This is a genomic window from Trichocoleus sp. FACHB-6, assembly GCF_014695815.1.
Taxonomy (GTDB): Bacteria; Cyanobacteriota; Cyanobacteriia; order Cyanobacteriales; family FACHB-T130; genus Funiculus; species Funiculus sociatus.
In genome coordinates, this window is the sequence record NZ_JACJOY010000111.1 from 25011 (window position 1) to 51385 (window position 26375).

21 protein-coding genes and 1 pseudogene are annotated in these 26375 nt (G+C 46.1%); 9 read left to right on the forward strand and 13 right to left on the reverse strand.

Annotated elements, in window-relative coordinates; translation table 11 throughout:
* Positions 1-2 precede the first annotated feature (2 nt).
* Complete coding sequence (argB, locus tag H6F66_RS22175; RefSeq protein WP_190425558.1) at positions 3-896, forward strand: acetylglutamate kinase; 894 nt, start codon at positions 3-5, stop codon at positions 894-896.
* A gap of 89 nt (positions 897-985) precedes the next feature.
* Here argB and H6F66_RS22180 read toward each other — a convergent pair whose 3' ends face one another.
* On the reverse strand, positions 986-1429 hold the full coding sequence (locus H6F66_RS22180) for a hypothetical protein (RefSeq protein ID WP_190425561.1): 444 nt from the start codon (positions 1427-1429) through the stop codon (positions 986-988).
* A gap of 329 nt (positions 1430-1758) precedes the next feature.
* Between H6F66_RS22180 and H6F66_RS22185 the strand changes: the two genes are divergently transcribed.
* Positions 1759-2289 carry a hypothetical protein gene (locus tag H6F66_RS22185; protein WP_190425564.1) on the forward strand — a complete coding sequence of 177 codons (531 nt, stop codon included), beginning with the start codon at positions 1759-1761 and terminating at the stop codon, positions 2287-2289.
* 52 nt (positions 2290-2341) lie between these two features.
* Here H6F66_RS22185 and H6F66_RS22190 read toward each other — a convergent pair whose 3' ends face one another.
* Positions 2342-2857, reverse strand: a complete 516-nt coding sequence (locus H6F66_RS22190; protein WP_190425567.1) for an SLATT domain-containing protein — start codon at positions 2855-2857, stop codon at positions 2342-2344.
* Between the two features lie 182 nt (positions 2858-3039).
* Between H6F66_RS22190 and H6F66_RS22195 the strand changes: the two genes are divergently transcribed.
* The 3 genes and pseudogenes from H6F66_RS22195 to H6F66_RS29500 all read left to right on the forward strand — a co-directional run bounded on the left by H6F66_RS22195 (position 3040) and on the right by H6F66_RS29500 (position 5601).
* Positions 3040-4344: a metallopeptidase TldD-related protein gene (locus H6F66_RS22195; RefSeq protein ID WP_190425700.1), complete on the forward strand. Its 1305-nt coding sequence runs from the start codon at positions 3040-3042 to the stop codon at positions 4342-4344.
* Complete coding sequence (locus H6F66_RS22200) at positions 4345-5205, forward strand: DUF3153 domain-containing protein (protein WP_190425570.1); 861 nt, start codon at positions 4345-4347, stop codon at positions 5203-5205.
* A gap of 78 nt (positions 5206-5283) precedes the next feature.
* Positions 5284-5601: pseudogene (locus tag H6F66_RS29500) on the forward strand (DUF5615 family PIN-like protein).
* 10 nt (positions 5602-5611) lie between these two features.
* On the opposite strand, the gene H6F66_RS22205 reads toward H6F66_RS29500, so the two are convergent.
* Positions 5612-6082: a tetratricopeptide repeat protein gene (locus H6F66_RS22205; protein ID WP_190425573.1), complete on the reverse strand. Its 471-nt coding sequence runs from the start codon at positions 6080-6082 to the stop codon at positions 5612-5614.
* On the opposite strand from H6F66_RS22205, the gene H6F66_RS22210 reads away from it, so the two are divergent.
* On the forward strand, positions 6081-6584 hold the full coding sequence (locus tag H6F66_RS22210; RefSeq protein WP_190425576.1) for a DUF1499 domain-containing protein: 504 nt from the start codon (positions 6081-6083) through the stop codon (positions 6582-6584). The two genes, H6F66_RS22205 and H6F66_RS22210, sit on opposite strands and share 2 nt — an antisense overlap.
* Positions 6585-6854: 270 nt before the next feature.
* On the opposite strand, the gene coaE is transcribed toward H6F66_RS22210, so the two are convergent.
* From coaE to H6F66_RS22250, 8 genes are all read right to left on the reverse strand, one after another.
* Positions 6855-7463: a dephospho-CoA kinase gene (gene coaE, locus H6F66_RS22215; protein ID WP_190425579.1), complete on the reverse strand. Its 609-nt coding sequence runs from the start codon at positions 7461-7463 to the stop codon at positions 6855-6857.
* 128 nt (positions 7464-7591) lie between these two features.
* The gene (locus H6F66_RS22220; protein ID WP_190425582.1) at positions 7592-9808 is read right to left on the reverse strand and encodes an EAL domain-containing protein; all 2217 of its coding nucleotides are present in this window, start codon (positions 9806-9808) and stop codon (positions 7592-7594) included.
* A 236-nt stretch (positions 9809-10044) separates the two neighbouring features.
* Positions 10045-10494, reverse strand: coding sequence for a response regulator (locus tag H6F66_RS22225; RefSeq protein ID WP_190425586.1), 450 nt, complete (start codon positions 10492-10494; stop codon positions 10045-10047).
* Positions 10481-15592, reverse strand: a complete 5112-nt coding sequence (locus H6F66_RS22230; RefSeq protein WP_190425589.1) for a PAS domain S-box protein — start codon at positions 15590-15592, stop codon at positions 10481-10483. The genes H6F66_RS22225 and H6F66_RS22230 overlap by 14 nt, the downstream gene beginning before the upstream one ends.
* A gap of 235 nt (positions 15593-15827) precedes the next feature.
* Positions 15828-17417 (reverse strand): uroporphyrinogen-III C-methyltransferase, encoded by a 1590-nt coding sequence (gene cobA / locus H6F66_RS22235; protein ID WP_190425592.1) that lies wholly within the window; start codon positions 17415-17417, stop codon positions 15828-15830.
* Between the two features lie 134 nt (positions 17418-17551).
* Positions 17552-18016, reverse strand: coding sequence for a tetratricopeptide repeat protein (locus tag H6F66_RS22240; protein WP_190425595.1), 465 nt, complete (start codon positions 18014-18016; stop codon positions 17552-17554).
* Between the two features lie 283 nt (positions 18017-18299).
* On the reverse strand, positions 18300-19238 hold the full coding sequence (locus tag H6F66_RS22245; RefSeq protein ID WP_347269419.1) for a homogentisate phytyltransferase: 939 nt from the start codon (positions 19236-19238) through the stop codon (positions 18300-18302).
* A 538-nt stretch (positions 19239-19776) separates the two neighbouring features.
* A complete protein-coding gene (locus H6F66_RS22250; RefSeq protein WP_190425598.1) occupies positions 19777-20637 on the reverse strand; it encodes a methyltransferase domain-containing protein in 861 nt (286 codons plus the stop codon).
* Between the two features lie 131 nt (positions 20638-20768).
* On the opposite strand from H6F66_RS22250, the gene H6F66_RS22255 reads away from it, so the two are divergent.
* Both H6F66_RS22255 and H6F66_RS22260 read left to right on the forward strand, forming a co-directional pair.
* Entirely contained in the window at positions 20769-22103 is a 1335-nt protein-coding gene (locus H6F66_RS22255; RefSeq protein WP_190425601.1) for a TrkH family potassium uptake protein, read from the forward strand.
* A 121-nt stretch (positions 22104-22224) separates the two neighbouring features.
* Entirely contained in the window at positions 22225-22929 is a 705-nt protein-coding gene (locus H6F66_RS22260) for an NAD-binding protein (protein WP_190425604.1), read from the forward strand.
* An 82-nt stretch (positions 22930-23011) separates the two neighbouring features.
* On the opposite strand, the gene H6F66_RS22265 is transcribed toward H6F66_RS22260, so the two are convergent.
* Both H6F66_RS22265 and queA read right to left on the reverse strand, forming a co-directional pair.
* On the reverse strand, positions 23012-24433 hold the full coding sequence (locus H6F66_RS22265; protein ID WP_190425606.1) for a tetratricopeptide repeat protein: 1422 nt from the start codon (positions 24431-24433) through the stop codon (positions 23012-23014).
* Positions 24434-24489: 56 nt separating this feature from the next.
* On the reverse strand, positions 24490-25803 hold the full coding sequence (gene queA, locus H6F66_RS22270) for a tRNA preQ1(34) S-adenosylmethionine ribosyltransferase-isomerase QueA (RefSeq protein ID WP_190425608.1): 1314 nt from the start codon (positions 25801-25803) through the stop codon (positions 24490-24492).
* Positions 25804-25970: 167 nt separating this feature from the next.
* On the opposite strand from queA, the gene H6F66_RS22275 reads away from it, so the two are divergent.
* Complete coding sequence (locus tag H6F66_RS22275; RefSeq protein ID WP_190425610.1) at positions 25971-26360, forward strand: hypothetical protein; 390 nt, start codon at positions 25971-25973, stop codon at positions 26358-26360.
* Positions 26361-26375 lie beyond the last annotated feature (15 nt).

Below are 26375 nucleotides of genomic sequence, written 5' to 3' on the forward strand. Positions count from 1 at the left end.
TAATGATCAACGATAGCGAATACATCCTGAAGGCTGAAGCCACGCGGGTGCGAGTGCTAAGCGAAGCACTACCCTACATCCAGCAATTTGCTGGTCGCACCGTTGTCGTCAAATACGGCGGCGCTGCCATGAAAGACAGCTCGCTCAAAGACAAAGTAATCCGCGACATCGTATTCTTATCCTGCGTCGGTTTGCGCCCAGTTGTAGTACATGGCGGTGGTCCGGAAATCAACTCTTGGCTGGATAAGCTGGGAATCGAGCCACAATTTAAAAATGGTCTGCGCGTCACCGATGCTCCCACAATGGACGTTGTGGAAATGGTTTTAGTCGGTCGGGTGAATAAAGAACTCGTTTCCCTGATTAACCGGGCTGGAGGCAATGCTGTAGGACTTTGCGGCAAAGACGGCAATTTATTCAAAGCCCGTCCAGAAGGTGCCGAGGGTATTGGCTTTGTTGGGGAAGTTACCAGTGTAGATACCAAGCTTTTGCAGTCTCTGGTCAATAGCGGTTATATACCCGTAGTGTCCAGCGTTGCAGCAGATGAAACTGGGCAAGCTTATAACATCAACGCTGACACCGTAGCTGGGGAAATTGCGGCGGCTTTGGGCGCAGAGAAGTTGATTTTGCTCACAGATACAGCAGGAATCTTACAGGATTACAAAGACCCATCCACCCTCATTCCCAAGGTAGATATCGGCGAAGCGCGGCGTTTGATTGAGGCTGGTGTAGTCGGCGGGGGAATGATTCCCAAGGTGAAGTGTTGCGTGCGTAGTCTTGCCCAAGGCGTTCACGCTGCACACATCATTGATGGTCGCATCCCCCACGCACTGCTATTAGAAATTTTCACCGACGCTGGTATCGGGTCGATGATTATCGCTTCCGAGTTTATGGCTTGAGGGCTGGGGACTGGGGACTAGGGACTGGGTAAGAGTCCTTCCAATTCCCAATCCCTAATCACCAATCCCCAGTCCCCAGTCCCCAATCCCTAACGGATAATAATCCGCCTTGGCGAAACAAAAGGTCTTTGATATACCCGTGGTCTAATAATCACTGGGTTCGGGCGCAAATGATCAAACCCTGGATTCACGCGGATGAGTGGCGAACTGAAGACTCCCCCATTCACCCTGACAGAAAAGCCCGGATTGACCGGATAGTAACCCGGATAGTAATCCGAATAGTAATTGTTAGAAAAACCCGTTACTGGGTTTACAGGAATCGGACTGGGAATGGGACTGCCGTAAATCCAGTTCCCAGTTGATGGCCGTGGAATTACGTAAGTAGGGCGATTCCGTATAATTACTGAGGGTCTGGCGTTAACGGGTGAATTCGCTCCTGTTAACATGGCGAATCCTAGCGTTAACGGTGCTAACAGAGTAGCAAGTCCAAGCCGATTGAATCCACCTTGAGACAGATTTATTGCTTTGAGCATAGTTTTAGCTCCCGATTTGTTGGATAGCAACTTGATATGAAAGCTTGAATTACTTCTTAAGGTACGCCCTGGCAAAGCTAAGTAGATTCCCCTAGTTGATTCACCTGAATGGATGATATTGGGGGTGAGGAGTGGGAATTGGGGATTGGGAAAAAGTCTTACCTAGTCCCTACTCCCCAGTCCCCACCCCCTCTGTGATAAAACCCTAGTGGAGGCAAATTATCGCAGGAGTTTTGATTTCAGGATAAACCCCTTCGCTAAAATTTAAAGGGGCTGTCGGCGTTGACGACAAAACTGAAAAAAAGTTCACTCCAGATGACATCGGCAAAGTGAATTCAGAAAACCGAGATATCATTAAAACCCAGTACCAGGCTGGAAAAACCGCATTTGAGCGTGGCGAGTACCGCCAGTCAGTGCAGCATTTGGAAAAGGCGAGTAGCCTTGTGGCTCGTAACTCCCAACTGGGGGGAGAAGTGCAGATTTGGCTGGTGACGGCTTATGAGGCTGCTGGACAAAGGACGGAAGCGATCGCTTTGTTAAAACAGCTGTTTCATCATCCCGCTCCAGAAATCAGCAAGCAAAGCCGTCGCCTACTCTACATTATGGAAGCTCCCCAATTAAGTAGGCGTCCAGAATGGTTGAGTGAGATTCCCGACTTAACTGCACTGGCTGAGAGTCAGGCAGAATTTCGGGGCGCTAGCAATGTTAAACCTGCCAATACTACCCCCCGTAAGCGTCCAGAACCAGAACTGGAACAAGTTGACTTGAGCAAAGTGAATACCCAAGACAATCGTTTTATCTGGGTTGCCCTGATTGCTATCATTTTGACGTTGGGTAGCTTAGCTTGGTGGAGTTTGTAAACCTCCTTTGGGGCATAGATTTTAGAGACGCGAGAAATCGCGTCTCTAAAATCTACACTTGACGCTGCTCTTGTTTAGCTTCTTTTAAACCTTTTTTCCATGACCAGTAAGGAGTTACAGGATTTTCCTTTCTGGCTTTATAAAATTCATCTATTAATATGTCTAGCTTTTGTTTAAGCTCGTGAGGAGAACTCCCAGCGATCGCATCAAAATCTATAAATATTTGAAACTTATCGTTAAGCAGCTGAAACTGATTTCCGGCGTGCCAGTGAGCTTTTGCGCGATCGCTTGGATCTAAGAAAGTTGATATCGCCGTCAGTATTGCTACTAAAATTGATAACATCCCAGCCAGCATATTACTATCTTGCCATTGTGATAAAGCTGAGGCTCCAGCAATAGCAGAAAGAATAGTATTCGGTATTCCTACTATAAATTGCACGTAACCCCAAACTGTTGCTGTACTAAAGTGGGCTTTAGATAAAGCAAGAGTATATATTGCCTTTTGTTGTGCTTGGTCTAGAATGCCAAATTTAATATCTTGGTTTTCCAATCGAGTTGAATTAGCCATTCCGTGAAATAAAAATTAATCTATACCTACTAGAATAACTAGAAGTAAAAACGCCTGACGACTAAAGTCAAGGGCGAACAGACAAAGCCCGCGCAACGCGAGCTTTGTCTGTTTAGCCACACGCTTCGAGCGTGTGGGTTTAATTTAAGATGATTATGGGTGAAGCTGGAGGAACTGAGATGGTGACTGATGCGACGGTGGAGCAAATTCTGAAATTGGCAAAGGGGCGAACCGATGCCGCTGAAGTTTACTATCTATCAAGCTCTGACACACCAGTTGAGTTTGAAAACAATCGTTTAAAATCTCTGCAAACCAAAGCCTTAAAAGGGGTAGCGCTGCGGGTGCTGCATAAGGGTAAGTTGGGTTTTGCCAGTTCCACAGACTTGACGCGGCTGGAAGATTTGGTAGATGCTGCCGTGCAAACGTCGGAAATTGGCGATCCATCTGAGTTTGATTTTGCCAGCGTAATGCAGGTGACAGCACCAGAAACAACATACACACCACCAGCAACTGAAGAATTAGTGGAAGTAGGCGATCGCTTAATTTCCCAAATCCACGACTATAATCCCGATATCCTGGTAGATGTCGGCTTCCACGTCCGGAAAGGAAACATTAAAATTGCTACCAGTTCTGATTTGTACGCCGAACGCAGCAGCCAAATTGTCAGCGCCAGCCTTTCGGGTAACTTAGTACGCGGGGAAGATTTTCTCCAAATTTACAGCTTCGATGTCGCCCGCGATCGCGTTCCCGACTATAACCGTCTTCTGGAAGATTTGTTGCAAAAGTATGCTCTAGCAGAACAGCCAGCCACAATTGAAAGTGGATCTTTCCCTGTCTTGTTCAACCCCAGAGCCGCCGCAGGTGCCATCGGACGCTTATTTAAAACGGTTCTCTCCGGTCAATCGGTTGTCCAAAAAGCCTCTCCATTGGCAGCTAAACTGGGCGAGAAGCTATTTAACGAGGGTTTAACGTTATTTGAAGACCCCACCATCGGAGCTTCTGCCTGCGCTTTTGACGATGAAGGTACGCCCACCAGCCGCAAGGTGTTTATCGAACAAGGCACTGTACGCGGCTTTTATTGGGATCGTCGTTGGGCTGCACGGGCTGGTTGCGAGTCTACTGGTAACGGTTTCCGGGGCGGTTTGTCTCGTCCTAGCCCGGATTTGGTAAATCTGTGTTTTGCTCCTGGTAAGACTTCTACGGCTGATTTAATTGCCAGTATGGATGAAGGGGTAATTGTGGATCAGGTTTTGGGTGCTGGACAGTCTAATCAACTAGCCGGAGAGTTCTCGGTAAACCTGGATTTAGGTTACAAGGTGGAAAAAGGCAAAATTGTCGGTCGGGTGAAGAATACTATGGTGGCTGGTAGTATTTTTGAGGCTTGTAAAAATTTGGTTCTGGGAGATACGCCCGAATGGGTTGGTGGCGGTAGTTATTTGCCTTGTATGTTGTTTAAAGGTTTGGGTGTGGCGGCGCGACATGGGTAAATGAACCGCAAAGACAAGGAAGGACGCGAAGAGAACAAAGAGCAAGGAGGAGAAAGAGTGAGGTTAGCTGTGTTGGAATTTGGCGGTGTGTTGGCGAGGATGCGGGTTCTCTGGGTGATGCTGTTGGCAGTGTTTTTGCTTTCGGGTTGCGTTCAGTATGATGCTGGGGTGAATTTCGAGAGTCCGAATAAAGGGGAAATTGTACAGCATATTAAGTTGCGGGAACAGCTGACTGCTTTTAGCAGCGAACAGGCGCAGGATTGGTTAAATAGTCTTCAGAGTCGCGCAAAGGAACTTTCTGGGAAAGTTAAGCGCATCTCGAAAGAGGAAGTTATTCTGACGGTTCCGTTTGCTAGCGGTCGGGAGTTGGAGGAGAAGTTTAATGAGTTTTTTAATCCTCCGGTGAAGAAGGGTTCCCAACCGGCGACGGATTTACCAACTATTAAGTCTAATTTGAGTTTGACTCAGGGTAATTTTATTTTCTGGGTGCGAAATCGTTTGAGTTACGATTTAGATTTGCGATCGCTCGGTGTTCTTTCTAGTGACGGTAACGTTATAGTTAGTCCCGGTTCGCTGTTTGATTTGGACTTTAGCTTGAAAACTCCTTGGGGTGCTAAGAGTGTTGATAACTCTACCACTGCTATCACTCCAGTTGTCTCCGATAAAGGGCATGAAATGGTTTGGAAGCTGAATCCAGGTGAGGTAAACCACATCGAAGCTGTGTTCTGGCTTCCTAACCCGCTTGGAATTGGCACGTTAGTTATTATTTTGTTAGTGGTGGCAGGATTCTACTTGAAAGGGAAAGATTCCTCCGGAAGTGGGACTGTTTCTGTGACACCGCCTGCGGTTCCACAAAGTTAGTAGTCGAAAGTTGCAAGACGAACAAAGCCCGCCTGCGCCAAATTTTGAAACCTGCGTAGGCGGGTTTATTGTGAGAATATGCAAATTATATTCGCCCTTTTTAGATTAAGTTAGGGCAAGGATACTTTGACCGTTCAGGAAACGGGAAATCCCGGACTGAGGATTCCCGATGAAGATGTGTTAGCTTTTGCTGTGATAAATTAAAGAGCAGTTTTGACACTTGACCGGCAAGATTACATCTAACTGCATCGCTTACAACCTGACCATGCTGGCATAATTGTCTACACAAACGATCGCAATTGAGAGAGGCTGGCAACGCGCATTAATGAGGCTATTTCGGCTGAGGAAGTGACAGGTAAATTAATCCGTGTCAACCGTCTACAGGGAGGAAAATGAAGCGATCGCATTAACTCAATTTTGCTGTACACTCTAAAATTAACCTTTGATTCTCTAGCGCATAAGGCTGAATTTCCAAAGCTTTTCTAAAAGCTACGATAGCAGCACTGTATTCTTCCAACGCGAGATAACACAACCCCATACCATGCAGTGCGCCAAAGTGAAATGGAATTAGCTCGACAGCCATTTGACAGTCGTTAAGAGCTTTTTTATAATCCCTGAGAATATAGTAAAGTACGGCTCGTCTATTCCAAGCTTCGGCAAAATCAGGTTGAGCTGCGATGATTTCTCTAAGTAAGCCTTCGGCTTTGGCAATCTCTCCGGCTTCAAGTAATGCCTGCGATCGCTGTAAAATTTCAAAACCCGCTACTCCCTTTTGATAAAACCAAATGCGCCAAAGCTCAGCCGTAGCCTCATAGCGCACCTTCTCATCAGGGTTTTTCAGGTCTTCTAGTAACGAATTGAGAGAAAATTCATTCATGGATGTCAGCCCCAGTAAGTCACGTTGGCCTGTAATCTTCATATCCTTATGTTTAGCAGCTATCTGTTTCATAGGGGCAACTACTTTTTTAGGAGGAATGACCGTGTTTGCCGGAAAACGACCCACAAATCTAGGTGTACAGTCAGGAAAACTAGCGCCATGTCCTAGTACGCCCAACTGTGTCAACAGCCAAAGCCAGGATAGCGAACATAAAATCGAGCCTCTTACCTACAACTCTAGTGCCGCACAAGCGATCGCTGATCTCAAGACAGTTATCCAGTCTTTCCCTAAAACCAAAATTGTCGCCGAAACCGACAATTACCTCTACGCGGAATTCACCATCAAACTCATCGGGTTTGTCGATGATGTGGAATTCTATGTCGATGATGCCGCAAAAACCATCCACGTCCGTTCCGCTTCCCGCCTGGGACAGTCAGATTTAGGCGTGAACCGTAAAAGGATAGAGACGCTAAGAGCCAAACTCAACGAACTCCGAAGCTAGTAACAACCCCGTCAGAGAAAATTCTGTAACGTTGATTTTGGTTTCCGGTAGGGGCATGGCATTGCCATGCCCCTACCCTACCGCAATTTTCGATATTTTCTAAGGGTTGTATGAAACCACCCCCCTCCGAGAAGTATTGGGTTACAGGGTGGTTTCATGTTGTAACTGTTGGGGGCAGGGAAAACCTGGCACTTGCATTGCACTAAAGCTGCCCAAGTATTGAATAAGCCTGTCAATGACTGAAAATCCACTCTTGAGAAACGCTCTAACTCAACATTCAAAACTTTTTATGGCTGCGTCTACCTGTTGGAGCAGAAATTCTAAAGTGGAGGAGTTGTCAAGAACGACATCAGCCTTGGCACACTTCTGGTCTATTGGCATCTGGCTGTTTATTCTAAGTTGCGCCTGTTCAAAAGTTAAGCGATCGCGTTGAATCAATCTCTGAATCTGCTGTTGTTGCGAACAGCTTACAACCCACACTTCTGTACACAGATCAGTCATTTCAGCTTCAAACAGCAAAGGCACCACTAATACCACCGTGGGATGTAGATTAAAATTATCAATTGCCTCGACAATGCGATCGCGCACAAAAGGATGAATCTGTTGTTCTAGCCACCGACGTTCCTCAAAGTTATTAAAAACAACATTACCCAACCGCCCGCGATCTAAGGTTCCATCCGGTAGCAGTATATCTAAACCGTAGCGCTCAGCAATCAGATTCAGTATCGTCGAACCAACTTTTACAGCATCTCTTGCATAAACATCCGCATCCAAAATCGGCAAATTGTAGACACTGGCTAGATAATTTGAAACCGTAGTTTTGCCAGTCCCGATGCCCCCAGTTAAACCAATAATCCGCCGTTTATCGTCATTATTCATTAGTTATACTCTCGTTCCCAATCTCTGACGGGGAATATCGGAGCATGACGCTAGAGCCTCATTTCTTCTTAGCCATTCCCAGAATTGTGTTCCCAGTATCTGACTAAAAACGAGAATTTTTAATTGTTTTACCATCGCAACTCTGACGCAAACAACTTCACAGCCGCCTCGCTATCCACTGGTCGAGAAAACAAATATCCCTGCCCATAATGGCATTCCCGTTTCAATAGTCGCAACTGAGTCAACTGCTGCTCAGTTTCCACACCTTCTGCCACCACTTCCATACCCAGATTGCCAGCCAGGGTTACAATTGTCCAGATAATCTCCCGACTGTGAGCCTCAATGCCGATACCATTGACAAAAGAGCGGTCAATCTTCAAAGTATCTATAGGCCAGCGGTGCAAATAACTTAATGAAGAATAGCCTGTACCAAAGTCATCAATACACAATAGAATATTCCTTGCCTTCAATTGCTCAAGCAAAGCTTTAGCAGAATCGGCATTTTCCATGATGGTACTTTCGGTGATTTCCAACTTCAAGAAACTAGGATCAAGACCAGTTTCCTGCAAAATTTCGTCAATTTGCTCAATTAAACCTGATTGCCTAAACTGAACACTAGAAAGATTCACGCTGATAGTTAAATCATCCGTAAAATCGGGATATTTCAGCTGCCAAACACGCAACTGACGGCAGGCTTCCTGAAGTACCAACGCACCAATGGGGACGATCAGACCAGTATCTTCTGCCACTGGGATAAACTCAGATGGAGAAACCATGCCCCTCGTCGGGTGAAACCAGCGTACAAGAGCCTCAAAACCACTGATTTTGCCTGTAGATAGGGAAACAATCGGCTGATAGTAAAGTTGAAATTCATGGGTAGCGATCGCTCGTCGCAGATCCGTTTCTAACTGCAAACGATCCACCGCACGAGTGTGCATCACCGGATCGAACACAGCATAACCTGCCCTGCCCTGTACCTTAGCGTAATACATCGCCGTATCCGCCGCCCGCAGCAAATCTTGAGGCTGGTCATCATCAGCGCTGAGGATGCAGTAATGAGCATTAAGCGAGGAGAAAGAGGAAGCCGAAGAACTTCCTGGTGTCTCACTTGTTAATGTTTTTATATCAGTTTTACTCAGAGCAATTCCGATACTGGTAGTTGTGAACACCTCGCGCCCATTCAGTTTAAAAGGCTCCCCCAACTTCCGGTGGATCTGCTGGGCAATGCGAATAGCATCACCTACATCGTGAATATCGTCCAGCAGAATAGCAAACTCGTCTCTTCCCATCCGGGCTAGCGTGTCACTAGCACTCAGGCAGCTTGATAGCTTGCCAGCCGTAGCAATCAGCAGTTGGTCGCCTACCAAGTGTCCCATACTGTATTTGACCATCTGAAAGCGATCCAAATCCAGAAACAAGACAGCAAATAAGCTCTCTGGGTGTTCTTTGCCACGCTCTATGCGACTTGCCAGACGATCCAGAAACAATTTTCGGTTAGGCAAGCCACACAGGGAATCATAAAAAGCATGGTATCGCAGCTGTTCCTCGGCAAGCTTGGCGTGAGTAATATTGTGGCAGTTGACTACAATCCCAGCTACTGCTGGATCGTGCAGTAAGTTAGTAGTGACAGCCTCAAAAACACACCAAGAACCGTTGGTATGTCGAACGTGATACTCAGGTAGTCGGTGACTAACGCTGGGATTTTCCATAGCACGTTCAAATGTTTGATTAACCAGAGTTATATCCTCTGGGTGAACAAACTTTACAGCGCTTTTGCCAATCACCCTAGCTGGTGAATATCCTAAAATTCGCTCAACAGACGGGCTAACATATTGTGAAACACCATTTTCATCAACAATCAGAATAATGTCGGTGGCGTTTTCGATTAACGCTCGAAATCGTTGTTCGCTTTCTTGTAGGGATGCGATTAATCGTGTCTTTTCCGCCTCAGTCTGCCGCTTATGGTCGCGCATTTGTTTCGCTTGCAGCGCCTGCGATACCGCCGCCCCCAGTCGCACTAATCTATCTTTAAGCAGGTAATCAGCTGCGCCGTGTTTCATGCACTCTACTACCACTTCTTCGCTAACTGTGCCAGTAACGACTATGAAGGGAATGTCTAGATTGCGCGATCGCAAAAGTTCCAGCGCCCTGAGAGCATCAAATTGAGGCAAGGTGTAATCAGCCAGAATTAAGTCAAGATCGGGATGCAATTGGGCCAGGTAGTCGGCTTCTGTATCTACGCGCTCCCATTCTGGTTTAAAGCCAGCCCAACGCAGTTCGTGCAAAGTTAGTTCACTATCGGTTGGTGAGTCTTCAAGCAGTAAAACTTTCAGCGGAACTGACATGATGACCTTCTGTTGAGAGGAAGAATGTCTGAGTTTTGATGTTTGCGGTCTGATGTCTGAGTTCTGAAGTGATATATGCAAATTCATGGTTAAGATTTCACCTGTTATAGCCTTTGTGCTTCTGACAGTACAATATGGTTTTAGGTTTGTCGCCTCGGCAATTTCTAAAATTTTGTACTGTATTCGGTTTTAATAATCCAAAATCTTTGCCTTGAAAATGGTATAATCCCTGACTTTTAGAAGATTGGCGACTGGTTCAACACTAGCCAGTACAACCCCAACTGCCTCACAGCTTCAGTGAACTGTTCAAAGTCTACAGGCTTGACGATGTAACTGTTGACACCGAGTTGGTAACTATCTACCATGTCACACTCTTCGCAGGATGAGGTAAGTATTACTACTGGAATTTTACGGGTTTGGGGGTCGGATTTGATGATCTGCAAAACTTCTAAACCATCAATTTTGGGGAGTTTTAAGTCAAGCAGAATCAGTTTGGGGTTGTTGTTGAGGTTGCGGTCTGCAAAGGGGCCTTTACAGAAAAGAAAGTTTAGCGCCTCCTCGCCGTCGCGGGCGATGTGGATGTGATTGGAGATTTTGTTTCTCCGCAGGGCCAAAAGTGCGAGTTCCACATCGTTAGGGTTGTCTTCGACTAGCAAGATTTCCTTTGGGTTCTCAATTGTGGCCATTAGCACCTGTAAGGGTAAAGTAAAAAATTGTACCTTGGTTGACTGCTGATTCAGCCCAGATGCGTCCGCCGTGACGGTGGATGATGCGTTGTACGATCGCTAAACCTACTCCGGTTCCTTCATATTCGTCTGCACGGTGTAGCCGCTGGAAGACACCAAAGAGTTTATGGGCGTAGCGCATATCAAAGCCTGCACCGTTGTCTTTGATGAAATAAACATCATTAGTTATTAGTTCTTGGGTATTAGTTAATGACTGATCGTTATAGCCAATTTCAATTTGGGCGATTTCGCGATCGCGTGTAAATTTGAAGGCGTTGGAAAGTAAATTGATAAAAACTTGCTTGAGTAAGGCTGGATCTCCCTGGCAAATGGGCAGTTCGCCAATGGTAATTCCAATATTACGGTTTTGTTGTTCTTCCTGTAGTTCTGCGAGTACCTGACGCACTAGGTGGAGAATAGCTACTGGCTGTTTTCTTAGCGGTTGGCGCGACAGCCGGGAGAAACTGAGCAAATCATCTATTAACTCGCCCATTTTCTGGGCGTTGTCCTGCACCATCTGTTGATAGCGTTGGGCTTCCGGATCGAGTTGATCGCTATAGTCTTCCTGCAAGATCCGCGAGAAACCGTTGATTGCACGCAGAGGACTACGCAAGTCGTGAGAGACAGAATAGCAGAAAGCTTCTAGCTCTTTATTAGCTGCTTCTAATTGGGCGGTGCGTTCGATGACTCTTTTTTCCAATTCGGCGTTTAGCTGGCGAATTGCTTCTTGGGAAAGCACTTTTTCTGTAATATCGGTGCAGGTGCCAATCCACTCGCGAATTTCACCTTCTTCTGATAATAAGGGAACGCCACGGACATTGAAGTATCGATAATCACCATCGGCACCCCGCAGACGAAACTCGGTGTTATAGATACTTTTGGTTTGGATGGCTTGAGACCACTCTTGGGAAGCGCGATCGCGCTCGTCGGGATGAACGGCTTCTAGCCAGCCCCAACCCTGGATCTCGGCTTCAGATTGACCAGTATAAGCTGTCCAATCAGCTTGCTCGGTAATCATCTCACCTTGACCGTTGGTAGTCCAGACTATCTGAGTGGTGGCGCGTGCCAGAGAACGATACCGCTCCTCACTCTGACGCAACCCTTCCTCAGCCCGCTTCTGGTCGTCAATGTCCGTAGAAGTCCCAAACCATTTGATAATATTGCCATTGCGATCGCGCAATGGTAACGCCCAGCCGAGGTGCCAGCGATATTTTCCGTCAGATGCTCTCTTGAAGCGATATTCAACTTTATAAGGTTCGCCCGTCTGCACTGCATGATTCCAAGTGTCGAGACAATTTTGTACGTCGTCCGGATGCAGTATAGGTTGCCATCCCCACCCCTGAGTTTGCTCTAGGGTCATTCCTGTGTAGTCAAACCAGCGCTGGTTGTAGTAATCTAGAAAGCCATCCGGCTGTCCAGTCCAGACGATCTGCGGCATCGCGTCTGCTAGAAGGCGATAGCGCTGTTCGCTGGCTTGGGCCTCTGTACGCGCCTGCTGCTCAAGTACCAAAAGTTCGGCTAGGGCTTTTTCCAGCTGTCTGCGCTCTGTCAAGTCAACGGCAAAGCAGCCAACCCGATCCGTATACTCGTCCAAAAGTGCCATACCGAATAGAATAGGGACGCAACTGCCATCCTTGCGAGTGTATTCTTGCTCGAAAGGGGTACAAGAGCCAGACTTTCTAATTTCTGCGATCGCTCGTTCATTCAGAGAGCGACATTCTAGGGGAATCAATGCGTCCCAATGCACTCTGCCTGCGAGAAGATCCTCCCGCGTGTAGCCCACCATCGACAGAAAAGCGTTGTTAGCTTCGGCGATATTACCGTTAATATCCCCAAAAAATACGCCAAACATATTCGACTCAGCTAACCGCCTAAACCGGGCTTCGCTTTCTTGCAACGCTTCCAAAGACTGCTGGCGCTCAATCGCAATTCCTGCCATTTGCGTTGCTACTGCAATCAGTTGCAAATCTTCGGCACTGGGGGGGCGAACTTTGCGGTAATACATGGCGAAAGTCCCCAGTATCTTGCCATTGGTGGAAAATATTGGCATCGACCAACAGCTTCGCAATCCATTAGATAATGCCAAATCGCGAAATTCTGTCCACAAGGGATCGTTTTCGATGTCCGAAACGATAACTGGTTTACCAAAATACGCCGCCGAACCGCAGCAACCAACATTAGGAGCGATCGCTATTCCATTTATTGCCTGAGTGTAGCTGCCTGGAAGACTAGGAGCGGCTCCATTCAGCAATTTTGTCCCAGTTTTGTCAACAAGCAGGATCGCGCTAATGCCTTCACCAGACTGTTCCTCGATAAACTGCACCAAAGCGTCCAGCACTTGAAGGAGTGGCACTCCTGTGGCAATCATTTCTAGTAACCGTTTTTGTCCGGCTATCAGCGCTTCCGCTTGCTTGGCAAGAGTTATGTCACGAGCGATACCGCGATAACCTTGAAAAACACCTTGATGATCGAAGACTGGAGAACCGCTGGTTCCGAGGATAACTTCATGACCATCTTTGTGAAGTAACGTTTTTTCCAGTTGCGAGAACGGTTGTCTGAGTGAGGTAAAGTAATCCATCAATTGAGCAAATCGCTCAGCCTCTGACGGTGTCATAAACTCAAAAAGCCTCTTTCCCAGAATCTCGTCTGGCTCGTAACCTAGAATATCTTTGACTTTCGGGTTGACGTAAGTATAAGCATTGTTAATATCTTTTTCCCACACCCAGTCGTTAGTATTTTCGACTATATTGCGGAATCTTTCTTCACTTTGTCGCAGTGCTTCTTCAGCAGTTTTGCGTCCAGTAATATCGCGAGAATTGACAACAATACCACCTACAGCCGGGTCAGCAAAAAGGTTAGTGCATCTTGATGATAAATAGCGCCAATATCCGTTTTTATGTTGATATCTGTATTCTATTGATACGGCTAAGTCAGAATTTTCAATTAAGTTGGATAAATTATTTTTAACGTAGTTAATTTTTTCAGGATCTACAAAATCAAAATATCTCTTACCAATTAATTCCTCTGATTTATATCCCAAAATTATTTCAACAGAGGGACTTTGATACTGCATCACGCCATCAGCATCAATAATAGTGATGATGTCTGAGCTATTTTGAATTAGCGAACGGAATTTAGCTTCACTGGCTGCAAGTGCTGCTTCTCCAAGCTTGCGGTCGCTTATATCTGTGTGCGAACCAGTCATCCGCACGGGGTTCCCTGTTTCATCCCACAGCGCCTGACCGCGATTTAGAATCCATTTATAAGTGCCGTCTTTGCACCTTAGGCGAGACTCGGCGACGTAAAATGGTATTTTCTTATCCAAATGATCTTGGCAAAGTTGTCGCACCCAGTCAACATCATCTGGATGTACGCGACCGATCCATTCATCAAAATGGTTGGCAATTTCATCATCTTCATAACCTAACATTTCCTTCCATCTAGCTGAAAGAAAAACTTGATTAGTTTTGATATTCCAGTCCCAAATTCCATCATTATTGCCGCGCAATGCTAGATGCCAGCGTTCTTCACTTTCTCTTAAAGCTGACTCGGCGATTTGGCGCTCGGTGATGTCGGTGAGGCTGCCGCTGGTGCCATTAATTCTACCATCGGAAGCTAGAGTTAATTGGGCGGTTACTTCCAGGTAACAATGTCTACCATCTTTGGTAATATATCTTCCCTGATTGTGAAAGTATTCTTTTTGCTGTGAAATTAAGGCAAAAAATTCTTGTAAGTTGCGATCGCGCTCTTCCGGATGAATATAATCTAAAAAATTCTTCCCAATGCTTTCTTCAATAGTAAAGCCAGTAAGTTGTGTCCACGCAGGATTGAGAAATGTCCAATGTCCAGCTTCATCGGTTTGAAATAGCACTTGCGGCAGACTATTAACCAGTGAACGATACTTTTTCTCACTTTTTCGCAAAGCTGCTTCTGCTGATTCGCGTTCTTTAAAAGAGCTTTCCAACGATGCCGCCATCGTATCAAAGGCATAAGCTAACTGGTTGAATTCTCCTCTACCATAAGCCAAGCCAGTCCGGACGCTCAAATCCCCTTTGGAGAGGCGGTGCGTTGCCTTCATTAGTGCTTTTACCCGCCGCAATATAAATACGTCGCTGCCTATCCAGGTGGCAATGACTACGAATACCGCAATTGACCCTAAAGTAAATAAGTTTCTCTTGAGCCTTCCTTCAGCCTCAGCATAGGCAACAGTTTTAGGGATGCCAATGGTTACGTAAATGCTACAGCGATCGCTTGTGTTGTTACAAACACCAGAAAGCGGCGCAAAGGCATACAAGCGCGATATACCATCCAAGCCAACAGATTCAACGGTGCCTGTCTTTTGTGTTTTGAGAATAGTTTTGACCAACGGTACTTCTGGGGCAGACTGCCCAATCCATTTTTCTGGGTTGGGGTAGCGGGCTAAAATTGTCCCGTTGCTGTCAATAAGGGTAAAAGTCGATCCGGGCGGTAGATGGGAAGTGTTAACTAATTGACTTAGCGATCGCAAATCCAGGGCGGCATAAACTACCCCTGTCACTTGTCTTTTCTCGTCAAGTAGAGGATAGCTGAAAACCAGCCCTGGTCTGCCTGTAATCTGACCAATTTGATAATCACCAGTAGCGAAGTTACGCTCTTTGAAAGTCCGCACAAACCACAGGCGATTTCCTAAGTTAATTGGCTTTTTAAAAGGAAGAGCGCTGCAAAATACATCGCCATCGGCTTCTACAACACCCAAATTGCCATAGTTTGGATATTCTTGCCGCAGAGAAGCCAAAAACTCACTACACAGTTTGGCATCCTGCTGGCGTACTTCGGGAAGTTGCGCCAGTACAGTAAGTAGTTGGCGGGTATTCTCAATTAAGCGCTCTTGATTGTCAGTAGCGAGTCTGTTCAGCCGCAGGGCATTTTCCTTGGCTTCAACTGTTTCCAGATGACGATCTTCCAAGTGTGTGTAGAGCGTCAGCCCAAACGCCGGAATGACAGCCAGCAGAACCAGCAGCAGCAGGCGCGATCGCAGTGAAGTTGCGTATGCGTTACCTGTTCCCAGTCGGCTTGCCATCGTCCCCAACCTAGATGCTGCTGTATCCCTGATCAGATTTAACGATCTTAAAAGCGATCGCATACGCTATTTCACTCCCTAAACCTTTACCGCTGAAGGAGCAAGATGAAAAAACTAATATTTTGTATTAGATAATACTATTTCCATGCTTATTTCTTCAGGTGTTCTGTGCAGGTGGCACGACTACCCCAAAAGTTAACAAAATTTCCTTAACAGTGGCAAGATTAAAAGTTCTTTAAGAATTCTTCGTTAACACTGTAGTCCACTCTAGTATCGCTTCCAGCAGCCCATCTAACGTGTATTCTGGCGCTTCCACATCAACTCGTCCCAAAAGCTCCTGACAAGTTTTTGAGGTTTGGGGGCCAATTGAGGCGATACAGACATTCTGGAGCGATAATTCCTCAATTGCGCCTACTAATTGACAAAAATGTTGCACGGTTTTAGAACTGGCAAAGGTAATTATATCGACTTGCTGCTGCTGTAGTGCTTGGAGAGCTTGGGGAGAAATCGCTTTTGGACACCGAGACTGATATGCCGCCACTTCTACCACTTCTGCACCAAAAGCGCGTAGTTCCGATACTAAAACTTCTCTTCCACCTGTTTCGACTCTGGGAAACAGAACTTTTTTCTCGAAGAGATTTTCTGGAAAGTTTTCTACGAGGGAATCCGCCACAAAGTCTGGGGGAATAAAATCTGGGTTGATACCTCGCTGTTTTAAACTTTGGGCGGTTTTCTTCCCAACTACAGCAATTTTTACCCCTGCTAACGCACGAGCATCTTTATTTTGTGCTTCTAGGCGTTCAAAGAAGTAATCAACGCCGTTAGTGGAAGTGAGAATTAACCACGAGTAGTCAGTAAGTTGCGCGATCGCATTATCCAAAGCCTCCCAGTTGGAAGGCGGGACAATTTCCAGAGTAGGCATTTCGATTACTGTTGCGCCTTGTTGTTGCAAGCGATCGCAAAACTCACTTGCTTGTCCGGTTGCTCGCGTCACCAAGATAGTTTTACCAAACATAGGAATGGAGGATTGAGGATTGGGGATTGGGGATTGGGAATTGGTAATTCCTTTTGGTTGCGGGGATCGCCTTGTGTCTTCTTCAGGCGATCGCAAATATTCTCTCAAGCCAACTACCTCCCCAATTACAATTACTGTGGGAGAAAGAGATTCACCCTTGGTTTTCTCCACAATATTGCCCAAAGTCCCTATCCAGATTTTTTGTTCAGCAGTTCCCGCCCAACGAATAACGGCGACTGGTGTAGAATGCGATCGCCCATATCGCTGCAACTGATGGACAATTTCACCTAAATTGCGTCCGCCCATCAATATTTCTAGCGTCTGCATCCCGGAGAGTGTCTTCCAGTCTAAGGCTTCTGGTTCATGGGCTGTCACTACGGCAAAACCTCGACTCATCACCGGATCTGTCAGCGGAATTCCTGCTAGTAAAGGTGCTGCTAAAGCTGAGGAAATTCCCGGCACAATTTCAAATGGACACCGGGCGGCAATTAATGCTTGAATTTCGGAACTACAGCGCCCAAAAATAAACGGATCGCCTGACTTTAGACGCACAACGGCTTTACCTTCTTGGCATTTTTCCACCAGCAGTTGGTTAATTTCTGCTTGCGGCGTGCTGGGTTTTCCTCCCCGCTTGCCCATATCCAGCTTCTGGCAATCATCTGGCACCAGTTGCAACAGTTGCTCATCGATGAGCGCATCGTAAACTAAAACTTCTGCCTCACAGAGCAGTTGTTGCGCTTGCACGGTAAGGTAAGCAACATTTCCCGGCCCCGCGCCTACAAGATATACTTTGCCGATATGCTCAGTCATATCAATTTTAGATTTTGAATTTTGGATTTAAGCTGGACGACTAAAGTTAAGGGCGAACAGACAAAGCTTGCACAACGCAAGGCTACACATATAAAGCCGGCTCTTATCAGGCTTTATATGTGTAGCCTCACCCTTCACGGTGTGGGCGTGTTTAGTTTAATTTGCTCGATTAAGTCTTCGAGCTGTTTTTGCTCTGGGGACGGTGCTTTATATAATTCTCTAGCTTTTTGCAGATTTGCGATCGCTTCTTCTAACTTATTTTGCTTCATCAAAGCGTCTCCCAACCTTAAATAAGCATCTATATTTTTGGGCGATCTCTCCGTCAGTTCCCGAAACACAGGCGTAGCCTCATCAAGTTTGTTTTGCGCCATCAGCGAATTTCCCAAAAACAACCGAGCCATATCATTAGTACGGTGTCGTTCAATCACCCTGCGAAATTTTGCCTCGGCGCTTGCAAAATCTTTTTGTTTATAAAGATTTACTCCTTTTTCAAAGATGTTTGAAGTAGTAATTGTCTCCCAGATAAAATAAGCAAGTCCGGTTAAAATAATACCAACCACAGCCGTAGCAAGAAAATAAATTCTTTGATTTTCGCCCATTTTTTCCTCACTTTATACTTTAATTTGTAAGATTGTAATTAAACAAATTTGGATGGATAGCGCTTAATTTTTGCCTTGCGAGCAAGCACGGTTTAGTTCCGGCTGAAATATCAAGTCCATTTCAACGCCCTCAAATGCTTGCTTGGTATTGATTTTAACCCGTTAAAACGGGTTTAAGCTATGAGCCGGAAATTTATTTCACGGCTCATCTGTATGTATGTTGGGTTTCGCTACGCGACCTAAAAAGCGTTATGTAACGCGCCCTTATCAGGCAGTGTTTTTCTTACGCCAAAAGACAGGCGGCGGGAAAAATTAGATATTCCAAGAAAAACAGTTTCCAGATAAATTGATAGAAGGATGCGATCGCTACCTTATCTTGTAAATCAACCCTTGTGCTACGCCACCACAGCAACGCTAGTGCTAATAAATGAGTAATGACTACAAAGGTGGCGTTTAGCAAAGGAAGCTTCACCACTCCCGCTAAAATCATCCCCACGTAACATACAGTTATTACCCAGAGAGAGAGATTAAATACAGCAGCTTTACCCAACTGGATTGTAAAAGTGGTGATATTGTACTGCTTGTCGCCTTCCATGTCGGGGATGTCTTTAAAGATAGCGATCGCAAACGTAAACACCAACACAAACAAGGTTAGCGTCCAGACTGGTACGGGAATCACTTGTTCTTTTTGCAACACCCAACTGAAGTGTAGAAACAGCCCTAAATTAACAATTACCCCCCGCACAGTGAAAATACACAATGCGGCCCAAAATGGAAACCGCTTTAATCGAATTGGCGGTAAAGAATAAGCGGTGCCAATTGCTAAACTAATGCCCACTGTCAAAAGTAAATATTGCCCCAGCAGCAGCGCAGAAAGCAACGCTACAGTACCGCTAAGAGCGATAATTATTACAGCTTGTCGCCGGGAAAATTCACCTGCTGCGATGGGCAAATGGGGTTTGTTAATTTTGTCAATTTCCACATCTTCCAGCTGATTTAACCCCACAATGTAAATATTGCCCCCCAAACAAGCAATCCAACTTCCCAACAGTTGCACCACGCTATCGCCGATGACGTTAGTGGTGCTGAGAGCGATCGCCATCAAGTATAATGCCACCACACTTAAGCTAGTGCCAATGATCGTATGGGGTCGCGAAAACTTCCAAAAGGCATACAGCCAGGGAACACGTTGCTGAACTGGATGGGACTGAGAAGGATTAATTTGGGGCCCGGAAGGCTTTTGAGGAGATATCACAGAGAGTAAGTGCCTGAATAAATGCTCAGGCTTGATTTTAAGCAATTTTTGCTACCAAAGTTATTACTTATTCAATCTGCAACTTTCAAAAAGCCCCTTATTCAGAACATAGGTTGGGCCCTTGGAACCTCACTTAACAAATGCTTATGCGTATTGGGTTTCATCCCTTAACCCTACCTACAGTAGGGGCATGGCAATGCCATGCCCTTAGAAAATGTCGCAATTTTCGACATTTTCTAAGGGTTGTATGAAACCACCCTGCCCAATCCCCGTAAGAGGATGTCTGAAAAGTCATAATCGAGACGCTTAGATGGTGGAGATACCCCTTGCATCCCCCTTTTTAAGGGGGACTAAGACTTGATTCTCCCCCTTTTCTCTAGCGCAGCAGCGCGTTAACGCAGGTGCTAGGGGGATCAAATTAACTCGTGACACTTCTGGGACATCCTCTAACAAGGGGGATCTTCAAGGGATGAACATACTTAACCTAACCGTATTGGTTCAGACGCTAAAGCACATCTCCTTTGCTAGCGCACAGCAACCCAAATCGAATCAAGCCTCGCTGATAACCCCGACTCATTAAGCCTAGAGAAAGCGCAGCCTGAATGGTTGTCCAACCGGAAAGCAGCAAACCCACAATGGCATCGAAATTAAAGGTAGAATCAATTACTACATCCCAGAATGGGGCTACAGCTGTTGACCAGTCTGCCGTGCGAATATTTTGGAAAGAGATATTACCAGCCATTTCTTCATATTCGGGCAGCGAAATCACATAAGGCAAAGCATACACCCGGTAAATTTCCGCCAAATGTTTCCGCTCATCATTTGTAAGTTGCCCATATTCTCCACCCAAAGGACGGTGACACCACGTTGCCATAATGAAAGTTCCACCAGGCTTTAGTACCCGGTAGCATTCCTCCAAAAACTTCTTTTTATTCGGCATATGTTCCCCACTTTCCATCGACCATACCAAGTCAAAGGAGTTATCGGCAAAAGGCATATTTAAAGCATCTGCCACCTCAAAAGATGCCCTTTCACTCAGTCCCGCCGCCGCTGCGCGTTCCTTTGCCCGGTTAGCCTGGACTGGGCTGAGAGTAATCCCAGTGGCAGTAGCGTTAAACTTTTGTGCCAGGTATAGGGAACTGCCGCCAATTCCGCAACCAACATCAACAATATGCTGGGCTTGTTGTACGCCAGCCCAGTTGAGTAATTGTTCTATCAGGTCAATCTGTGCCTGCCTTCGGTCTTTTTTTTGGGTACCATCTGCGCCATAGTACCCGTGGTGCATATGTTCGCCCCAAATCTGTTCCCAAAGACCAGAGGAACCGTCGTATAACTGCTGAATTTGCTGATATAGAGTTGATGTCATGAAATTGTCGCGAAAAGTGCGGATCAAAAATTAGCCTATCAGAACTCCGAAAGCAGTAAGCTCTTAAAAAGAGTTTTTTTCTCCCCTCTCAATTCTTAGATTCAGCACTTAGCTGTTCTTCAGGTTAGCCTATGACTGTTTCCCGAACTATTTGCCTGGGTTTCCTAGCGGTAATTACGGTTGGCACGCTTTTACTGATGTTGCCGATTTCTATGAGTGATGGCAGATGGAGCAATCCGCTAATAGCCCTATTTACGGCAACTTCTGCGGTTTGCGTGACTGGTTTATCTGTGGTTGATGTCGGGACTTTTTATTCATTCTGGGGGCAGCTGTTCCTGGTCTTGCTGGTGCAGGTGGGTGGCTTGGGCTATATGACAGCAACAACTTTGCTTTTGCTGCTGTTGGGGCGCAAGTTTGGCTTGAGAGAGAAAATCGCTCTTCAACAATCATTAGACCAGCCTGGATTGTCTGGTGTGGTGGAGTTGGTTCGCTCGATTATTGCCATGACGCTGATTATTGAAATTTCCGGCATTTTTTTACTGATGTTGGTGTTTGTGCCGGATTATGGGATGGAGCGCGGTCTTTGGCTATCAATTTTTCATAGCGTGAATTCCTTTAATAATGCAGGCTTTGGCCTTTTTCCAAATAATTTGATTCGGTATGTGCGATCGCCCTTAGTCAACCTGATCGTCCCAGTTTTGATTATTTTGGGAGGGATTGGCTACGAAGTGATTATGGAAGCGTATCTCTGGCTACGCGATCGCTACCATAAACGCCCAGAGAAAGTAGTATTTTCTCTGAACTTCAAAGTTGCCACCAGTACCACTCTCCTTTTACTGATCTTGGGAACCATTTTCTTCTTATTTGCGGAATTCAACAATCCGCAAACCTTTGGACAACTAAGCTTCCCTCAAAAATTAATGGCTGCTTGGTTTCAATCTGTTACTCCAAGAACAGCCGGATTTAATACGATTGATATTGGTAAGATGACCGAGGCTGGTCTATTTATTACAATTGCCTTCATGTTTATCGGTACCAATCCCGGCGGTACAGGCGGCGGGATTAAAACTACTACCGTGAGAGTGTTGTTTAGCTGTACTAAAGCAGTTCTACAAGGGAAGGAAGAAGTTCTGTGTTATCAGCGTCAAATACCGTTGGTGCTGATATTAAAGGCTGTTGGTGTCGCATTTGGTTCATTGATGGTGGTGATTGGTTCCACAACTTTAATTGCGCTGCACGATCCACAGTTTGACTTTATCCAAATCCTGCTTGAAGTTGTTTCAGCATTTGCCACAGTTGGACTTTCTGCTGGCATCACAGCGACTCTTTCAGCATTCGCGAAATTGGTGATAATTGCCACGATGTACATTGGGCGAGTGGGAGTGTTGCTACTCATGTCAGCCGTTTTAGGAGATCCTAGCCCCAGCGTTGTTCGATATCCAGAAGAGAATTTATTGGTGGGGTAGCGATCGCGATCGTCAGTGCTAAATAATCTATTGTCAGTTCTCAGTTGTTAATGGTAATGAAATTACCAATTAGCTTTTAACAATTACTAATGACCACAATAAACAGTCCGGAGTAAAGAGAGTGAATTTGTCGTCTTTGAGTTTTTTTCGCAGTCTACGCACCAATAACAACAACAAGCGTCAATTTGCAGTCGTTGGATTAGGGCGTTTTGGTCGTGGTGTCTGCTGGACTCTACACCGACTAGGCTACGAAGTGCTGGGTGTTGATGCCGACGAAAAGAAAGTAGCCCAAATCTTGACAGATCAAATTGCCGCCCACGCGGTGCAATTGGATTCAACAGAACCAGCTGCCCTTAAAGAGGCGGGAATTTCTGATTTTGATACGGTGATTGTGGCGATTGGTAATTATCTGGAAGCGAGTGTAATTACTACGCTAAATTTGAAGGAAGCTGGCGTACCCCATGTAGTAGCTAAAGCTTCCTCAGATATTCATGTAAAATTACTTCAAAAAGTGGGGGCAGATCATGTGGTGTTCCCAGAGCATGAAATGGGCTGTGCTTTAGCAAGAAGTCTCACTAAACCTGCTATTTTAGACCGCTTCGATCTGGACACCGATCATAGTATTGTAGAAGTTATTGTTCCCGACGAGTTTCACGGCAAAACTATTTCCGAACTTCAACTCCGCAACCGCTTTGGTTTGAATTTGTTAGCAGTAAGTCACGATAGCAAGTTTGAAATTAACCCCAATCCCCACCAGCGACTTTATAAGGGATCGGCAATGGTTGTGATTGGCTGCAATAAAGACATTAATCGTTTACCAATTTAAGGCAACCGACGAAAGGTAAAGGCTTTTTATCTCGTCCCCAGCCAGAGACGGGGAACGAGAAGACTCCTACTGTTTGCCTTTTTTAGTTGGCTCCTATCTGCTGTAAAAATTGGTTTAGCTGGTCAATTTTGTCTACATTCCCCTGCTGATTAAACAAACTCTTCGCTTGGATTAGAAAAGGAATCGCCTCCTCGCGTCGTCCAGTTTGTTGCAGGGAGACTCCCAGGTTATAAAAGGCATCAGCCAGACTGGGATCGATGACAATGGCTTGCTGGTAAGCTGCGATCGCTTGGGCTAACTGACCTTGCCTTTGTAGCGCCACGCCCAAGTTATACTCAATCGTAGCGTCATTCGGCTTGAGACGCTTAGCTTCCGTCAAAGCCGTGGTTGCTTCTTTGACTTGATTCCGCTTCAGTAGCATCGCCCCCAGTTGCTGGTAAGATTCAGCATCGTTGGGATTGAGACGCACCGCCTCTTGGAATCTGTTGGCTGCTGCTTTGAAGTTACCTTGCTGGGCAAAAATCACCCCCATCTGGTATTGAGCATCTGCCAACTCAGGATTGCGATCTGCTGCTGTCTTAAATGCGTTTACCGCCCGCTGCTGCTGGTTTTGCTGGGTATAAAGTAACCCTAGTTGATATTGAGCTTCGGCATAGTTTGGGTTAATCCGAACCGCTTCCTGAAATTCGGTGAGTGCAGCTTCGGGTTGGTTTTGTTTCACCAAAAGCAGCCCCAAGTTATAGTGAGCCTGGGCGTAGTTGGGTTCTTTGACCAAAGCTTGCCGATATGCAGCGATCGCTTCCTCTGATTGCCCTTTAGCTTCCAACGCCAACCCAACATTATAGTAGCCATCTGCTAAGTTGGGATTAAAAGCCAGCGCTCTTTGGTACGCAGCCAGCGCTGCATCTGGTTGCCCTTGTCTATATAAAGCAACTCCCAAATTGTAATAAGCCTCTCCCAGATTCGGGTTGAGGCGTATAGCTTGTAGATACTCGTTAGTTGCCCGCTCAAACTGACCTTGTTGAGCTAATGAATTTCCCAACAGATAATAAGCCATTGCAATGCTAGGGTCAAACTCCAGCGATTTCCGAAGGGCTAGTTCTGCACCCCGAAAGTCTTGGCGGTTATACCGGGTCACTCCTTGCTGGAAGTAAGAAGCTGCTTCCAAATCTTGAGTGTATAAACCCTCGACCATCTGTTTATTTCCTAAGGTGGATGTAAACGATGCCGTTTTTTGTTGTTTGTACCGTCGTTCTCCGGCACAGGCATTATCGGCAGTTGTCCAACCAAAAGCAATCAAAGCAGCTGCAAGCAAATAAGTTGATTTGTGGTTTTTCAGCATATTTAGGAACCCCGCACCACTATCTCTTAAGTAATAGTAATAGTAATTGTAAATGGGGATTGGGGATTGGGGATTGGGGATTGGGGAAGAAGAAAAAGTCTTACCTATAGCAATCCTATTTAAGTTATGAACGAGTATTCGCCCTGGTGTAGGGATACGCACTGCCGTGTCCCTACAGAAGTTCACGAATCATTTAGGATTGCTATAGTCCCTAGTTCCTAGTCCGCAGCCCCTGCTCCTTCTGGCAAAATTAGCATTGCATCACCAAAAGAATAGAAGCGATATTGATGCTTTATTGCGACTTGGTACAAATCCAGTAACCGCCCACGCCCAATCAAAGCGCCAACCAACATCAGCAAACTCGAACAAGGTAAATGGAAATTGGTAATCAGCCCGTCTACTACCCGCCACTGATAGCCGGGGTAAATGAACAATTCTGTTTTACCGGAATATGGCTGCAATTCCCCATTAGCGGCGGCTGACTCTAGACTTCGCACCACCGTTGTCCCTACGGCAATAATCCTACCGCCTTGCGCCTGGGTTTCCCGAATTTGTTCCACAGTTGACGCGGGTACTTCCACCCATTCCCCGTGCATTTTGTGGGTAGTAATATCCTCCACTTCCACGGGGCGAAACGTACCAACTCCGACGTGTAGCGTCACCGAAGCTTGCTTAATCCCTCGTTCGTGCAAGCGATTGAGTAACTCTGGGGTAAAGTGTAGCCCAGCTGTCGGGGCTGCGATCGCGCCTTGGCGTTGAGCGTAAACAGTTTGATACTCCTCCGGCTGAGATTGGGAAGCTGTAATGTAAGGTGGTAGGGGCATTTCACCGTATTCTTCTAACATCTCCCAAAAAGACACCCCCAAAGGAACATCAAACTGCAACAAACGCCCCCCAGTGGTCTCATCCCTTTCCAGCACAGTTGCACTCAACGGATTAGGGATTGGGGATTGGGAATTGGGGATTGGGAATTGGGTAGACTTCGGGAAAGCTTCCTTGTCCCCAGTCCCCAGTCCCTTGTCCCCAGTCCCTTGTCCCCAGTCCCTTGTCTCCAATCCCTGAGGTTCAAAAAAAATCTTCGCCCCCGGTTGTAACCGCCGCCCTGGTTTCACCAAAGCTAACCAGCAGTTATTTTGCCGTTCCTCCAGCAGTAACACCTCAACTGGTGCGCCCGTAGATTTACGACCACGGAGGCGAGCGGGAATAACACGAGTATTATTTAATACAAGTAAATCTCCCGGCTTGAGTAAATCCGGTAAATCACGGAAAATGGCGTGAAAATGGCGATTTGGGGAATCTACTACCAACATACGCGCACTATCCCTGGGCACCGCCGGGTTCTGTGCAATCATCTCTGCTGGGAGTTCATAGTCATAACTGGATAACAACCGATCTATATTATTCTCGCTGGGTGACTCAACTTCATTGTTCAGCTTGAGTTCCCCTAGTCCAGCAACAGCTTCACAGTTTCCCGACTCACAGTTTCCCGACTGGGTATCTGTAATTTCAGTGTCTCCATCAAGTTTAGTCATCCGGTTTATCCCCGTTAGTCTACGGATAATTTATTGCTCAATGTAACTAAAGTAATTGGGTAATATCCCCCAGATAAGATCGGGGGCTTTTCCCCTGTTGCAAAAAGCTTTATAAGGTGAGAATTAGAGGTATAGCAACAGCTTGGCACTCCTCACCAAGAAACCTCATGGAATACGTTTACTTTCTGGCGAATGCCAGCCTTACCCTACGGGTGGTTGAATATCTACACGGAATGCCCCAACTGCCCGTGCGTTTAATGACTGTAATTCATCAGATTGATGGCTGGGTAATCAAGATCAAAACCTACAGCCCGCTAACCCCTCAGCAAGATGGCGACTTTAGGGCATTTATGAACGAGCTGGGAATCCCCTACGAGCCTGCAATTCGCCTCCAAATGGCCCTTTGGAGCCTGGAAACGGGACAGTCCCCAATAGAAGTTATGCGACGCTATCAAGTAGCTGTAGTTTCTCATGGTACCCCGGATCGCAGCGATATTGAAGCATTCCGGCAACAGTTCACTAGAGGGCTAGGATATTGCCCCGAAACTTTAGCTTAATTATTCTTTGGCTAA